This is a genomic window from Tunturiibacter gelidiferens, from assembly GCF_051013345.1.
GTDB classification, from domain to species: domain Bacteria; phylum Acidobacteriota; class Terriglobia; order Terriglobales; family Acidobacteriaceae; genus Edaphobacter; species Edaphobacter gelidiferens_A.
In genome coordinates, this window is record NZ_CP132939.1 from 1,131,170 (window position 1) to 1,145,256 (window position 14,087).

The 14,087-nt window shown below is 59.6% G+C and carries 14 protein-coding genes and 1 pseudogene; 7 read left to right on the forward strand and 8 right to left on the reverse strand.

Features of this window, described 5'->3' with window-relative positions:
- Positions 1-86: 86 nt before the first annotated feature.
- Both purE and purK read left to right on the forward strand, forming a co-directional pair.
- Positions 87-563 (forward strand): 5-(carboxyamino)imidazole ribonucleotide mutase, encoded by a 477-nt coding sequence (gene purE, locus RBB80_RS05515; RefSeq protein WP_433967264.1) that lies wholly within the window; start codon positions 87-89, stop codon positions 561-563.
- Positions 560-1,738, forward strand: coding sequence for a 5-(carboxyamino)imidazole ribonucleotide synthase (purK, locus tag RBB80_RS05520; RefSeq protein WP_433967265.1), 1,179 nt, complete (start codon positions 560-562; stop codon positions 1,736-1,738). Before purE ends, purK begins: the two co-directional genes overlap by 4 nt.
- Before the next feature lie 71 nt (positions 1,739-1,809).
- Here the strand turns inward: purK and RBB80_RS05525 are convergent, their stop codons facing one another.
- The 5 genes and pseudogenes from RBB80_RS05525 to RBB80_RS05545 form a co-directional block, all read right to left on the reverse strand.
- Positions 1,810-3,450 (reverse strand): 2-oxo acid dehydrogenase subunit E2, encoded by a 1,641-nt coding sequence (locus RBB80_RS05525; RefSeq protein ID WP_433967266.1) that lies wholly within the window; start codon positions 3,448-3,450, stop codon positions 1,810-1,812.
- Positions 3,451-3,591: 141 nt separating this feature from the next.
- Complete coding sequence (locus RBB80_RS05530; protein WP_433969513.1) at positions 3,592-3,984, reverse strand: lipoyl protein ligase domain-containing protein; 393 nt, start codon at positions 3,982-3,984, stop codon at positions 3,592-3,594.
- Positions 3,985-3,991: 7 nt separating this feature from the next.
- A complete protein-coding gene (locus tag RBB80_RS05535) occupies positions 3,992-4,420 on the reverse strand; it encodes a lipoyl protein ligase domain-containing protein (RefSeq protein WP_433967267.1) in 429 nt (142 codons plus the stop codon).
- A gap of 9 nt (positions 4,421-4,429) precedes the next feature.
- A complete protein-coding gene (locus tag RBB80_RS05540; protein WP_433969514.1) occupies positions 4,430-4,936 on the reverse strand; it encodes a hypothetical protein in 507 nt (168 codons plus the stop codon).
- A pseudogene (locus RBB80_RS05545) lies at positions 4,910-6,180 on the reverse strand (dihydrolipoyl dehydrogenase family protein); the annotation flags it as partial. The gene RBB80_RS05540 and the pseudogene RBB80_RS05545, both read right to left, overlap by 27 nt.
- On the opposite strand from RBB80_RS05545, the gene RBB80_RS05550 reads away from it, so the two are divergent.
- The gene (locus tag RBB80_RS05550) at positions 6,086-6,283 is read left to right on the forward strand and encodes a hypothetical protein (protein WP_433970143.1); all 198 of its coding nucleotides are present in this window, start codon (positions 6,086-6,088) and stop codon (positions 6,281-6,283) included. The pseudogene RBB80_RS05545 and the gene RBB80_RS05550 overlap by 95 nt on opposite strands.
- A gap of 3 nt (positions 6,284-6,286) precedes the next feature.
- The gene (locus tag RBB80_RS05555; RefSeq protein WP_433967268.1) at positions 6,287-7,270 is read left to right on the forward strand and encodes a hypothetical protein; all 984 of its coding nucleotides are present in this window, start codon (positions 6,287-6,289) and stop codon (positions 7,268-7,270) included.
- Here RBB80_RS05555 and hemB read toward each other — a convergent pair.
- Complete coding sequence (gene hemB / locus RBB80_RS05560; RefSeq protein ID WP_433967269.1) at positions 7,224-8,213, reverse strand: porphobilinogen synthase; 990 nt, start codon at positions 8,211-8,213, stop codon at positions 7,224-7,226. The genes RBB80_RS05555 and hemB overlap by 47 nt on opposite strands.
- A gap of 129 nt (positions 8,214-8,342) precedes the next feature.
- A complete protein-coding gene (locus RBB80_RS05565) occupies positions 8,343-8,723 on the reverse strand; it encodes a hypothetical protein (RefSeq protein ID WP_433970144.1) in 381 nt (126 codons plus the stop codon).
- Between the two features lie 141 nt (positions 8,724-8,864).
- Between RBB80_RS05565 and RBB80_RS05570 the strand changes: the two genes are divergently transcribed.
- The 3 genes from RBB80_RS05570 to RBB80_RS05580 all read left to right on the forward strand — a co-directional run bounded on the left by RBB80_RS05570 (position 8,865) and on the right by RBB80_RS05580 (position 12,347).
- Complete coding sequence (locus RBB80_RS05570; protein ID WP_433967270.1) at positions 8,865-9,194, forward strand: hypothetical protein; 330 nt, start codon at positions 8,865-8,867, stop codon at positions 9,192-9,194.
- Positions 9,195-9,252: 58 nt separating this feature from the next.
- Complete coding sequence (locus RBB80_RS05575) at positions 9,253-11,346, forward strand: endonuclease MutS2 (RefSeq protein WP_433969515.1); 2,094 nt, start codon at positions 9,253-9,255, stop codon at positions 11,344-11,346.
- A gap of 62 nt (positions 11,347-11,408) precedes the next feature.
- On the forward strand, positions 11,409-12,347 hold the full coding sequence (locus tag RBB80_RS05580) for an L-lactate dehydrogenase (protein ID WP_433967271.1): 939 nt from the start codon (positions 11,409-11,411) through the stop codon (positions 12,345-12,347).
- A 183-nt stretch (positions 12,348-12,530) separates the two neighbouring features.
- Here the strand turns inward: RBB80_RS05580 and RBB80_RS05585 are convergent, their stop codons facing one another.
- Positions 12,531-14,075 carry a protein adenylyltransferase SelO gene (locus RBB80_RS05585; RefSeq protein ID WP_433967272.1) on the reverse strand — a complete coding sequence of 515 codons (1,545 nt, stop codon included), beginning with the start codon at positions 14,073-14,075 and terminating at the stop codon, positions 12,531-12,533.
- Between the last annotated feature and the right edge of the window lie 12 nt (positions 14,076-14,087).

Sequence of the window (14,087 nt, forward strand, 5' to 3'; positions counted from 1 at the left end):
GCTGCTCGGGGCGCGGCGTGCGCTGGAAACCGTATAATCGGGCCATGGACGCCGAGCCGCTGGGCACTGTTTTGGTTGGAGTTGTGATGGGGAGCCGCAATGATTATGCGGTGATGCGAGGCGCCGTGGAGATGCTGAAGGAGTTTGGCGTCGCGCATGAAGTGCGGGTGGTGTCGGCTCATCGGACGCCGGATCTTTTGTTTGATTACGCAGATTCGGCCGTTGAGCGCGGGCTGAGGGTGATCATCGCGGGCGCTGGCGGCGCGGCGCATCTGCCCGGAATGATTGCTGCGAAGACCGTGGTGCCGGTGCTCGGAGTACCGATTCCGGCGACAGCGCTGCAAGGGATGGATTCGTTGTTGAGCATTGTGCAGATGCCGAAGGGAGTGCCGGTGGGAACACTTGCGATTGGAGCGGCGGGAGCTACGAATGCGGGTCTGTTAGCTATCGCGATCCTGGCTACGACGGATGCAGTGTTGCAGCAGAAACTGGTGGCGTGGCGGGCGACGCGACGGGATGAGGTTCTTGCTCAGGTAGTAAAGGAAGATGAGGTTGGCGCGTGACCTCTGGCTCTTCGAGTGCAAAACCGATCCTGCCTGGCGCGACGATTGGAATCTTTGGCGGTGGGCAGCTAGGCCGGATGACGGCGATGGCGGCTCGTGGGATGGGGTATCGCATCCTCGTGTTGGATCCTGATCCGGCTTGCCCTGCGCGGTTTGTGGTGGATGGATGCATCGAGGCCGGTTGGGATGATTCGCGGGAGGCGGCAAACCTTGCGCGCGGATGTGACGTAGTGACGCTGGAGATCGAGCAGATTTCGCCCGGCAGCATGGAAGCGGCGGCGAGCTATGCACCAGTACGGCCTGGCGGTGCGATGCTTGCGGTGATTCAGGACAGGATCGAGCAAAAAGACTGGCTGAGGCGAAACGGATTTCCCGTGGGAGAGTATCGCGCGGTTCGGTCGTTGGACGATCTGCGGAATGCTGTGGCTGCACTTGGAGGCAGGTGCTTCTGTAAGAGCGCTACCGGCGGATACGACGGGCGGGGTCAGGGTAAGGTTGGATTTACTACCGGCGCATCAATCGACGATGAGGTGAAGGGTGCCTGGGAGGCCTTGGGTGAACGGGCTGGCGTGGCTGAGAAGGCCGTTGACCTAGCAAAAGAGATCTCTGTGTTGGTTGCGCGTGCTCCCAATGGCGAGGTGAAGGTCTATCCTGCTGCGCTGAATCATCACGAAGAGCAGATTCTGGCCTGGAGTGTAATTCCCGCTCCGCTGTCTTCGAAGATGGAGGAGCAGGCGGGGGAGATCGCGAAGGCGCTTGCCGATACGTTTCAGCTTGAGGGAGTTCTCGCGGTTGAGATGTTTTGCACGACCGGTGGGGACCTGCTGGTCAACGAGCTTGCTCCGCGGCCGCACAACAGCTACCACGCGAGCGTCCGAGCTTGTGTGACGGGGCAGTTTGAGCAGTTGGTGCGGGCTGTGTGTGATCTGCCGTTAGGTGAAGTCGGCATTGTGCAGCCCGCGGCCATAGCGAATCTCCTCGGCGATTTATGGCTGAAGGATGGGCGGACTGTCGAACCCAGGTTCGATGCGGCACTGGCTGTGCCCGGGGTTCGTCTCCACTTATATGAGAAACATAAGCCGCGCAACGGGCGCAAGATGGGGCATCTGTCGGCTGTAGGTGCTACGGCGGATGAGGCTATAGAGCTGGTGCTGCGAGCGAAGGCTCTGCTGTAGCGGCAGTGAGAAGAAAGCGCGGCAGGCTTGAACTAAGTCTGCCGCGCTTTCTTGTGCTTAAGTTGAAGCTGCTAGCCGATATCTTCGGACCAGTTCTCGAGGTATGCCTTGAAATCAGACATGAATTTACCAGCGTCTGCACCGTCGACGATGCGGTGATCGAAGCCAAGGGTAAAGCGCTGAATGGAACGGATCGCGATGGAGTCGTTGCCGTCCTTATCGGTGATGACTTCGGCTTCCTTGTTGAGGCCGCCGATGCCGAGGATCGCGCTCTGTGGCTGGTTAATGATGGGAGTACCGAACTGCTCACCGAAGATACCAGAGTTTGTGAGCGTAAAGGTGCCGCCGGAGATCTCATCGGGAGCGAGCTTCTTGTTGCGGGCGCGATCGGCTACATCGACGATGCCGCGAGCAATACCCAGAAAGTTTTTCTCTTCGGTCTGCTTCAGAACAGGGACGATGAGGCCCCAGTCGAGGGCGACGGCGATGCCGATATTGATGTTCTTGTTGTAGCGGATCGCTTCGCCTTCAATTGAGCCGTTGACGATGGGGTGCTTGCGCAAGGCGACGATAGCGGCTCGAGTAATGAAGGGCATGTAGGTCAACTTGACGCCGTTGCGCTGCTCGTACTTTGACTTCTCCTTCTCGCGGAGTTTGACGATGCGCGTCATATCAACCTTGAAGACAGTGTGGACATGTGGGCTGGTGCGCTTGGACTCGACCATGCGCTGCGCAATGATGGAGCGCATCTTGGTCATAGGAACAAGCTCGCCGGGTTGCGGCTGGGGAGCGGCCGGCTTTGCGGCAGCCGGGACCGGCGAAGAGGCTGCAGGAACGACAGACCCAGCAGCAACAGGCTTTGGACCCTGCTCCAGATGGCTGACGATGTCGGTCTTGGTGATGCGGCCCGAGGCTCCGGTGCCAGGGACCTGCGAGAGGTCGACGCTGTTGTCTTTCGCGATCTTGCGGACCAGCGGGGAAGAACGGACGCGCTCGCCGGCTGCTGCAGAAGCGGAAGGTGCGGCGGGGGCAGGAGCAACCGTGGTTTTCGCGGATGCAGGTGCCAATGCAGTCGGCGCGGCTGCCTTTCCGGCCGCGCCACCGATGACTGCGACCACCGTGTTGATCGTAACGGTGGCACCCTCTTGGACCTTGATCTCTGAGAGAGTACCGGCCACCGGCGAAGGGATCTCGGCATCGACCTTGTCGGTCGAGATCTCGAAGATGGGTTCATCGCGCTGGACTGTATCCCCCACTTTCTTAAGCCACTTGGTAATTGTTCCTTCTGTAATGGACTCGCCCATCTGAGGCATTAGAACTTCGGTTCCTGGACCCGCGGCGCCATTGGAGGCAGCAGGCGGATTCCCCTGAACTGCGGATGGTGCATCGGCCGCAGCAGGTGTGACGGTGTCAGCTCTGGGATTAACCGCGGTTTCAGTCTTTGCCGGAGACGCAGCGGGCGACGATGACGAGCCGGCTTCGTCAATGCTGCAAACGACCGTGTTGATCTGGACCGTCGTACCTTCGGAGATTTTGATCTCCTTCAGAGTTCCGGCGGCGGGCGAAGGAATCTCCGCGTCAACCTTGTCGGTCGAGATCTCAAAGAGGGGTTCGTCCCGCTGAATGGCATCGCCCGGTTTCTTAAGCCATTTTGTGATGGTGCCTTCGGTGATGGATTCGCCCATCTGCGGCATAACTACGTCAGTCGGCATGAATATCTGTTCTCCCCTGATTTCAGGTGCGGCATCGAGGTACGAGCGGCAAAAAACCGCCATGTGTCTGCCCGGTCCGCTATCGGGCGTACGCAAATGGGATTATACGGCGGCGGGGTGATTGCTGGCCGCGCGGTGCGGTTAGCGAACATCGGCCGTGGTGCCCGACTTATGGGCTCCTACATGCTCGGCGAGCAACTGATCAACTGATTCGCACCAAAGCATCTGGCGCTCAAAAACTCGGCCGAAGTTCCGGGCTGTCGAGTTAAAAGCTGCGTCCATTGTTAGCTGGCGGTCGTGATCAACCTCCAGCTCGAGGCTTGTTACCTGCCGATCGGTGATGCCGCAGGGGACGATCCAGTCGAAATCTCTTAGATCCGTGGTTACGTTCAGCGCAAAGCCGTGGGAGGTGACACCCTGAGAGACATGGACACCTATCGCCGCAATTTTTTCTCGCGGATGCTGCCACCAGCCGTCGTCCAGACGCCTGTGAGCTTGCAGATACGCTGCGTCATGACGCCAAAGTCGCCGCAGGTTCGGATTAAGACCTCTTCAAGCAGACGGACATAGTCGACCGGGCCGAGATGCGGTCCTTTTTACCTGGCAGGTCGCCGCGCAGATCGATGATGGGGTACCCGACCAGCTGGCCCGGACCGTGATACGTGACGTCGCCGCCGCGGTTGACCTCGTGCAGTTCGACTCCGCGCTGCGCCAGTTCTTCGTCGCGGGCGAGGACGTTGGAGCGATGCGCATTCCGGCCAAGCGTCAACACGGGAGGATGCTCCACCATCAGAAGCGTGTCGCCTATCAAATTCTGCTTTCGCGCCGCGACTACCTGTTGCTGGAGGGCAAGGGCCGCGCTGTAGGGGACGCGACCGAGATTGAGGAGATTGATATACATGAGCTGCTTCGTGGCGTCGACGATTGGAGACAGCAGCCGAGCCAGATCGCCAGACTGCTGTCCTAACACTGATCCGGGCTAGACGTTGACCGCCATGCCTTCAACGCTCGAAAAGCCGTCAAGAAGAGCCTCAGCCACCGTCGGGTGTGCGTGGATGGTGAACATCATCTCTTCTATGGTCGCCTCGAGCTCAATTGCAGTGACGGCCTCGGCGATAATCTCTGTCGCGGTAGTGCCGATGATGTGGACGCCAAGAATCTCACCGTGCTTCGCATCCGAGACGACCTTGACGAAGCCATCGTGCGCATCGAGGATCGTTGCCTTGGAGTTGCCGACGAACGGGAACTTGCCGACCTTGACCTGGAAGCCTTTCTCCTTTGCCTGCGCCTCTGTAAGGCCGACGCTCGCAATCTGAGGATCGCAGTAGGTGCAGCCCGGAATGCGGGTGCGGTTCACTGGCTTGGCGAACTTGCCGGCGATCCTGGCCGCAACCACGAGTCCCGCCATGCTGCCGACGTGGGCCAACTGAGGCAGCCCCGCGACGATATCACCGATTGCGTAGATGCCAGGTTCGGTCGTCTCCATCCATTCGTTGGTGACAATGAAGCCGCGATCCGGAGTGATCTTCACCTTGTCGAGACCCAGGTCATAGGTACGCGGAGCCCGGCCGACCGCGACCAGCACCTTCTCGGCCTGCTTGGTCTCGCCCGTTCCGTCGGACTTCGTGAAGTGGACGAGCACGCCATCTTTATTTTTTCGAACTTGTCGACCTTCGCCGACAGGTGGACATCGATGCCACGTTTCTTGAAGAGGCGCAGCAACTCCTTGCTGACGTCCTCATCCTCCGCGGGCACCATGCGGGGCAGCGCTTCGAGGACCGTCACCTCCGCACCAAAGCTCTTGAAGACTGAAGCGAACTCGACGCCGACTGCGCCGGATCCCACAACCACCAACGACTTGGGAGCCTCGTCAATCTTCAAAATCTCGTAGTTCGTCAGAATGGTTGTGTCCGCTGTGTAGCCGGGGAGCAAACGTGCGTCCGAACCGGTCGCCAACACAACTTTCTTGGCTTTTACGGTGTCGGTCTTGCCATCAGCCGTCTTCACCTCGATCGTGTGTACACCGTCCTTCGCGGGGCCCGTCAAGCGACCGTAGCCCTTGATGGCATTGATCTTGTTCTTCTTCATCAGGAAGTCGAGACCCTTGACGTGACGCGAGATCACATCGTCTTTGCGCGCCAATACACCCTTCCAGTTCAGCTTGGGCTGCGTCACTTCAATGCCATATCTGTCGGCATGCTTCAGGTGATCCCACAGCTCGGCGGAGAAGAGCATCGACTTGGTGGGAATGCAGCCCCAGAGCAGGCACGTTCCGCCCAGCCGGTCATTCGCGTCGATCAGCGCCGCCTTCAGGCCATACTGCGACGCGCGGATAGCGCAGGTATATCCGGCGGGTCCGCCGCCAAGCACTACTAAGTCGAAAATCGTATCTGCCAAGGGAACACTCCATAAGATGTCGAACTCAAACAGTTCAATTTTACCCTCAAGAGTTGGGCCATCGTCCGCACACCCGGGACACCAGCTCTCGCGCAGAGCAGTTGATGCGCACCATGAACAGACGAAGACGCACCTTGCATAACCTCGATGGACGGGTAACGAAGGAGTGAACCAGGGCGAAATTTCGGCGAAACTACTTGACAAAGGATTGATAATCGAATCAGGGAGAAACGTTTCGATGGTTAGCAATGTAGCCCGGCTGACGAGCGCACTTCGCAACAGCGTTTTAGAGGAGGATGCGGATTCGCCTCTTTCACCGGAGACCACCCTCACCGAGAAGATTGCCGCTGTGCGGCGCGATCTAGCTGAAACAGGGGTAGCCCTCTTCACCGATGATCGAGGCCACCGCTTCCGCATCGTCCGCAAGCCCGCCTAGACGATGAGTGCGCTGGTCGCGGGATTTCTGCTGATCGGCTACCTGCTTGCCCCAGGGGTCATCTATCGACTCTTCTTCTCAGCTTACATCCCTGCAAGAAGATACCAACGCACCCGCACCGAAGAGGTCGTCTTCTCGTTGCTCGTCACGATTGCGCCCTTTGTTCTCTCGTGGATCCTGCTGGTGCACACACCGTTGGGCAACCTGCCAAACCTATCGATCGGACCTTCCAAGGACGAGGCCTATCGTATCGTCTTTCGTTCGCTTCTTCCCGGCCCGGAACTTACCCCGCCGAATCCTCTCACCGCAAAAGTCCATCTGGCGGACTCTTATCTGCGCGCGTTTCTTGAGCAGGGCCGTTTTCTCTCTTTACTCTGGCTGTTTTGTGCGCTGGAAGGATGGGCGTCCGGCCTGATCGTCTCACGCTACGGGGATTACAGCACCAACCAGCGCATGCATAGGCTGTTGAAGCGATTTTGCGATGACTTTCTTCTCACGTATGTCTCGGAGTGGGAGCTGCTCTTCACCACACGTTCCCTGCCGCGTAGTCAGCAGGACTTCGACGTCGAGATCGACGCTCTTGCAGCAGGTATTCTCTATCGCGGGAAACTTGTTGACTGGTTTCTCGATCAAGACGGCAAGCTCGAGGGCATCTTCCTTGAACGTGCCGCCCGTTATCAGCAGGCGGAGCTCGAACGTGATCGGGAGCGCGGCGCCGAAAAGCTCCGCGAGAGCTATTGGCGAACGATTCCGGGGGCGAAGCTTTATCTCGTGGCAAGTACCATCGCGAACTACAACATCCGCTATGCTTCGCCTGTCCAGCAGGACACTACGCTCGCACAGCTGCGCGCCCGTTTCGGTGAGGAAGCGATCATTACTCAACTCCCCCTGACAGCATCGACGATCCCATCAACTCGCCTTAGCCTGGCGAAATCGTTCGCTACGCGAGCACCTTCGCTGCATCCTTCGCGAAGTACGTCACGATAAAGTCCGCACCGGCCCGCCGGATTGACAACAACGACTCCATCATCGTCCGCTCAGGCTCCAGCCATCCACGCTGAAACGCAGCGTGCAGCATCGAGTACTCGCCAGACACCTGGTACGCGCCCATCGGCAGATCGTATCGCTCCCGCGCCGCGCGAATCACATCGAGATACGGCATCGCGGGCTTCATCAACAACATATCTGCACCCTCGGCAATATCCTGGTCGATCTCCCGCATAGCCTCTCGCAGATTCGCACCGTCCATCTGGTAGCTGCGACGGTCCCCGAACTGCGGAGCAGAGTCAGCCGCCTCACGAAACGGCCCATAGAACGCAGAAGCGAACTTTGACGCATAACTCATCACGGGAATCTGTTCGTGGCCGCCTGCGTCGAGGGCATCACGAATCGCCTCAACCCGACCGTCCATCATGTCCGAAGGAGCGACTATATCTGCGCCAGCCCTGGCCAACGAAGCTGCTGTCTTGGCGATCAACGCGACACTCGAGTCATTCTGAATCTCGTAGTGGTCGCCATCCCGTGCGACGACGCCGCAGTGGCCATGCGAGGTGTACTCACACAAACAAACGTCAGCGATTGTCACCAGGGAATCAAGCGCCCCATTCTTCTTCATCGATCGGAGCGCCTGCTGTACGATGCCGTCTTCAGCCCATGCCCCGGTGGCCTCTTCATCTTTTTCGGACGGCAGACCGAAGAGCAGCAAACCGCCAAGCCCCAGCGAAGCGCAGGCCTCGGCTTCCTTCATCGCTTCATCGATCGACAGATTGAAGACCCCGGGCATCGAGCTGATCTCTTTGCGGATTCCTTCGCCGGGACAGATAAACAGGGGGTAGATCAGCGCGCCGGGGTGCAGATGAGTCTCGCGAACCAGCGACCTCATCGCCTCGGTTCGACGCAAACGCCGTAAACGTGTGGCAGGAAAGTTCATGATTCCAGTTTACGTCCAGCCTTCAGGTTCGATCCGCGATCGCATCGTACTCAAGCCCCGAAGCCCCTGGAGCCAGCACCCACAGCGTATAGATCCCCAGAGCGGTGCCGAAGAGTGGCTTCAATAGAGTCAGAACTCCGACAACGATAGCGAACGTCCTCCCCAGGGCCGCCGCATCAAGAGGCTATACCCTACCAGCGCAGCCAACGCAGCCATAACCACCGTGTAAGCAGCGATCATAGGAAACAACGCGGTCATCCAGGAGTGTTCAAGGCCACTATGGTTGTTGAACGGCCAGTCGAATCCGCCGAAGTTGCGGAACGCAAATGCCCGTAGAAAGAACATGCCCATCAACCCGCCGATAATCCGGTACGCTCCAAAAACACACCAAAGCACTCCGAGCGTCTGCAGATTGCGTTGTACCGGGGGACCGCTGTTAATACCGGCGGCTGGGGAAAAGCTGCATACATCGGTTGCGCAGCAACGACCTGCGCCCCGCACTTCGCACAAAAATGAACTCCATCGACGACGGGAGATCCACATGCCTGACAGACCATCTCACACCTCCAACCTCTCAGGGCGCCGGTCCTGCGCACTCGTTGCTACGCATAGGTTCGATCATCAGTTCCCTGCGAGGGTACGATAAAAGGAGTGAATTCACCAGAGCTATTGCCGATCATCCCCTCCCCGCTACGCGAAGCGAGCGCTGCTGCCCTGGAGTGGCCGCGCCTCCGCGAGTACATCGCCGGTCGTACTTTTTCTTCCCTGGGCCGCGCTTGGATTCTAGCGCTCGAACCCTGCGCCGACCTCGCCTGGATCGACCAGCAGCAGCAACGCACCGCCGAGTTGCGCGCCATGCTCACCCGAGGCGGCAGTTTCGAGTTCCGCGGACTCTTCGACCCCACCCTCTCCTCGACAAAGCCCGCATCGAAGGCGCTGCCCTCGAGTCAACCGAGATTCGCGACCTCCTCGCCGTCGTAGAGCGCGTCGCAGCGTGGCGCAACCTCATCGACCCACCTCCAAATGGGACCCGCTACGAGTGGCCAGGAATCGCCGCACTCTCGGCGCCTTTGCTCGACTACGACCTCGCTCCACTCCTTCGCCTCCTGCGCGGCAAGATCGAGCCCGACGGCAGCCTCAACGACGACGCATCGCCCGAACTCAACCGCCTCCGACGCGCCATGGAGCGCCAGCACCGCGCCATCGAAGCAAGTCTCCGCAGATCTCTGCAAAGCCTCAGCGAAGGGGCAGCACGCAGGAAGATCTCATAACCATCCGCGGCGACCGCTTCGTCATCCCCGTCAAATCCGAATTCAAGCGAAAAGTCCCCGGCGTCATTCACGGCTCGTCCTCCTCCGGCCAGACCGTCTTCGTCGAACCACTCGAGACCATCGAGCAGAACAACGAACTCGTTCGGCTCCTTGACGAAGAGCAGTCGGAGATACACCGCATCCTCGTCGCGATGACGCACGCTCTCGGACAAAACTCCGCAGCAATCCACCTCGGCGCGTGCATTCTTGCCGAGGTCGAATCTCACCATGCGCGCGCTCGTTTCGCCGAGACCCTCAACTGCTCCCGCCCAATGTTCACGCAGGAGCTGGCACTTACAGCCGCTCGCCATCCTCTGCTGGAGCTTCGCATGCGCGCTAACGCCTTGGCTACAGGCACCGAACCCAGGACACCGGTTCCCCTCACCATCATTCTTCCTCCCGAAGCCAAGCAGCTCATCATCAGCGGCCCCAACACCGGAGGAAAAACAGTCTCTCTCAAAACCCTGGGCCTTCTCTCGCTGATGGCCCAGGCAGGCATCCCCGTCCCCGCAGAAGAAGGAAAGCTCCCACTCTTCCAGAGCATCTACGCCGACATAGGCGACGCCCAATCCATCGAGCGCAATCTCTCCAGCTTTTCCGCTCACGTCGTCAATCTCGATCGCATCTCCCGGGAAGCGACCTCAGACTCGCTCGTCCTGCTCGACGAACTGGGCTCGGCCACGGACCCCGAAGAAGGTGCGGCGCTCGCGGTCGCCATCGCAAGCCACTTCCTCAAGCGCAATACATGGTGTTGCATCACGACCCACCTCACTTCCCTGAAGGTCTACGCCGCCAACCACGCCGGAGTGCTCAACGCAGCCGTCGGTTTCGATCAACAGACCCTCACCCCTACTTACGAACTGCGCCTCGGCGTACCAGGAGCCTCTGCGGGGCTCAACATCGCAGCACGACTCGGCCTCGCGCCCGACATCATCACCGCAGCCCGCGCCCAGATGACCACGCAGACCGCTGACATCGGCGCCTTCCTCGACCAACTCCACGACCAGCTCACCGCAGCTGCGGCCGAGCGCGAAACCATGCAGCTTCGCGAACGCGAGCTGTCCCGCGAAAAGGCTCGCGTCGAAGTCGAAGGCCGGGTCGAACAAAAGGCCCGCACCAGAGAGCTCGAGGCCAAACTCAGCTCTCTCCTCGAAGACTTCGCCTACCAACTCCGCGAAACTGTAAAAGCCATTGACGACAAGACTCTTGCCCAAAAGATCGCTCGCGACTCCGACCGCCGCATGGCCACACTCCGTCGCGAGTTCTCCGAACAGTTCAACTCCACCGTCGTCGCCCACACAACGCGCGCTGACAAGAACGACCCAGCCGCTCAACCCCATCTTCCCAAGGGCATCAAGGTCGGCGATCTCGTAAAACTCAAGTCTCTCGGGCGTCAGGCAAGGGTAGACCGGATCATCGACGCAAAAAACTTCGAAGTGTCCATGGGCCCGATGAAGATGCGCGCCGCCATAGATGACATCGCGGAGGTCGAGTCGGTCAAGGTAGTCACGCCGCTCGAAGCCGCGCGCAAACGCGGAGGCATCACCGTCGCCACAGCCAACAACGACACCGACTACATGACCTCCGAGATCAACGTCATCGGCCGCACCGCAGACGAAGCGCAGACAGAGGTAGAACGCTTCCTCGACCGCGCCTTCCTCGCCGGCCTGCCGCGCATTCGCATCGTGCACGGAACTGGCATGGGTGTACTCCGTCGAACCCTACGCGAATATCTTCGCAATCATCCCCACGTCACTACCGTCACCGAACCACCGCAGAATCAAGGCGGACAGGGAGCCACCGAAGTTGAACTGCGCCAGTGATCGGCGTGCGATAAAATTCGCACCATCGAGTTCGATCACAGCATTCGTCGCAAAGGAGGCCCATGCCCTCTCAACGCACACGCATCACCGTCATCGGCTGCGGTCACGTCGGAACCAGTTGTGCCTACGCCCTGCTGCAAAACCACCTCGCACGCGAGATCGTCCTCATCGGTGACACCGAAAACCTCGTACACGGCGAAGCTCTCGACCTCCAGCAAGCCGTCCCGCTCGGCACTCCGGTGACGATCTTCGCTGGCACTTACAAGGATGCCGCCGCAAGCTCCATCGCGATCATCACCGTAGGCACGCCAGGGAAGTTCAGCGGTTCGCGACTCGACATGCTGGCAGGCAACGCCATCATCGTTCGAAGCTGCATGAGCAAACTCATGGCAGAGGGGTTCGATGGCGTGCTCCTTATCGCAACGAACCCGCTCGACGTCCTCACCTACATTGCTCAAACAGAGTCGGGATTGCCAGTTGGCCAGGTTATAGGCACCGGCACGCTACTAGACACAGAGCGCCTCCGCCACATCCTGGGTGAGAAGCTCAACGTCGATGCACGCTCTGTTCATGCGGCCGTAATCGGCGAACACGGAGACTCTTCGGTCGCGGTGTGGAGTGCCGCTCAAGTCGCTGGCATCCCACTCGCTCTATATCCTGGCGTCGACACGCTGCCATCTCAGGAAGAACTTCTGATCAGTGTCCGCCACGCCGGACCGGAGGTCGCCGCACTCAAAGGCAACACCTGCTTCGCTATCGCCGCCTGCGTCACGCGCATCTGCGAGGCTATCCTTCGAGACGAGCGCTCTGTTCTCATGGTCTCAACCATGATGACCGGCCAGTACGGCCTCAAGGAAGTCTCACTCAGCACGCCTTGCATAGTAGGCAACTGCGGTGTCGAGACTGTCCTCGAATTACGCCTCAACGAAGTCGAACAGAAGTCTCTCGAAGCCTCGGCCGCGGTGCTGAAACGCGCATACGCTCAACTCCAGAAGAGCTGAACACACTCACACGCCCGCAGAGAAAAGAGACCTGATGGAACGTCGCATGCATTTCCTGATGAGGTTTTCTCTTCAAAACGTCTGGAGAAGACGCCGTAGACTTTGTAAATGAAAAAGCCTAATGAGGCTAGTTCACGGCAACAGATTCTAAATTTTGCAGCTGTGGCGATCGCTATCCGTCGCTCAGGTTCCGCAGAAAGTTTGCCTGACGAGTTCCTCAGGGCGGGCTGGGGTGGCATACCTTTCCAGGTCTGGCCTGTTTTCGTATGGCCGTGACACAGCGTCCAACAGTTCCTCGAATGCCTGAAAGTCCTGCCGCTCCACGGCTGCGTTCAACGCGGCCTCGACCAAGTGGTTGCGCGGGATGAATGCCGGACTTGCCAATCGCATGGCCGCAGCACGGACCGGTGCGGGGAGAGGCTCCTGTCCCAGGCGCTGACGCCATCCTCCAGCCCACTCATCAAAGGAGCTTGGCTCATCGAACAACGTGCGTACTCCCTCTCCGCCTTCTGGCACGTCCACGTCATCGCATAGTCGTCGAAAGGTAAGGGTGAAGTCTGCGCGGTTGGCGGCCATGCGATCCAGTAGATCCTGTGCCAGCGCGGCATCTCCGTCGCTCTCTGTAAACAGGCCCAGCCTACGACGCAGACCGGCAACGCGAGCCGTCTCGTACTGCGGAACGAAGTCAGCGAGCGCCTCTTTGGCCGAAGCGAGCGCGTTCGCCTCGTTTCCCGCCTCCTGCTCCAAAATGGGCAGTAAAGTCTCGGCCAGCCGGGTCAGGTTCCAGTGTGCGGCGTGGGGCTGGTTGCCGTAGGCATAGCGTCCCTGATGGTCGATCGAGCTGAACACCATGGCCGGATCGTAAGCCTCCATAAAAGCGCAAGGTCCGTAGTCGATGGTCTCGCCCGAGATAGAAGTGTTATCGGTGTTCATGACTCCATGGATGAAACCGAGGAGCATCCATTGTGCGACCAGCTGCGCTTGCCGGCTAATCACTCCGTTCAGCAGCGCTCGGTATGGTTGCTTCGTTTTTGCGGCCTCAGGATAGTGCCGCGCGATCGCATAATCCGCAAGTGTGCGTGTCCCTTCCGTGTCACCCCGTGCAGCGAAGTACTGGAAGGTGCCCACACGGAGGTGGCTCGCCGCCACGCGAGTCAGCACGGCTCCAGGCATGACTTCTTCGCGCAGCACCTGTTCGCCCGTAGTCACCGCAGCAAGTGCCCGCGTGGTCGGCACGTTCAGCGCCGCCATGGCCTCGCTCAGGATGTACTCACGCAAGACCGGACCGAGAGCGGCTCTGCCGTCGCCGCGCCGGGAGTAGGGCGTCGGGCCCGAGCCCTTGAGTTGGATGTCGTAGCGTATGCCGTCATGCCCCACCAGCTCTCCCAGCAGATTAGCGCGGCCGTCACCTAGCTGAGGCACAAAATATCCGAACTGATGCCCGGCATAGGCCATCGCCAGAGGCTCGGATCCTTCAGCCAAGCGGTTGCCGGCAAATATCTCGACACCTTCCGGGGTCGTCAGAGTATCAGGATCCAGCCCAAGCTTCCGGGCCAGGTCCACGTTTACCTCGACCAGGTGCGGGGAATGAACAGGGGTAGGGTCTACCCGCGTATAGAAGCGCTCTGGCAACCGCGCATAGGTGTTTTCGAAGCTGAAACGAACGGACGGGCAGGCGGAGCAGGAGTTTGCGGGCGGCACGTTCGCGAGAGCATCGGTTGAACTCATAAACCTATATTA

Excerpts from the sequence above, each read along its gene's own strand:
- RBB80_RS05585 (WP_433967272.1), bottom strand. The coding sequence starts at position 14,075 with ATGAGTTCAACCGATGCTCTCGCGAACGTGCCGCCCGCAAACTCCTGC.
- RBB80_RS05550 (WP_433970143.1), top strand. The coding sequence starts at position 6,086 with ATGGTTAGCAATGTAGCCCGGCTGACGAGCGCACTTCGCAACAGCGTT.
- RBB80_RS05540 (WP_433969514.1), bottom strand. The coding sequence starts at position 4,936 with ATGGAGACGACCGAACCTGGCATCTACGCAATCGGTGATATCGTCGCG.
- RBB80_RS05555 (WP_433967268.1), top strand. The coding sequence starts at position 6,287 with ATGAGTGCGCTGGTCGCGGGATTTCTGCTGATCGGCTACCTGCTTGCC.
- RBB80_RS05580 (WP_433967271.1), top strand. The coding sequence starts at position 11,409 with ATGCCCTCTCAACGCACACGCATCACCGTCATCGGCTGCGGTCACGTC.
- purE (WP_433967264.1), top strand. The coding sequence starts at position 87 with ATGGGGAGCCGCAATGATTATGCGGTGATGCGAGGCGCCGTGGAGATG.
- hemB (WP_433967269.1), bottom strand. The coding sequence starts at position 8,213 with ATGAACTTTCCTGCCACACGTTTACGGCGTTTGCGTCGAACCGAGGCG.
- RBB80_RS05525 (WP_433967266.1), bottom strand. The coding sequence starts at position 3,450 with ATGCCGACTGACGTAGTTATGCCGCAGATGGGCGAATCCATCACCGAA.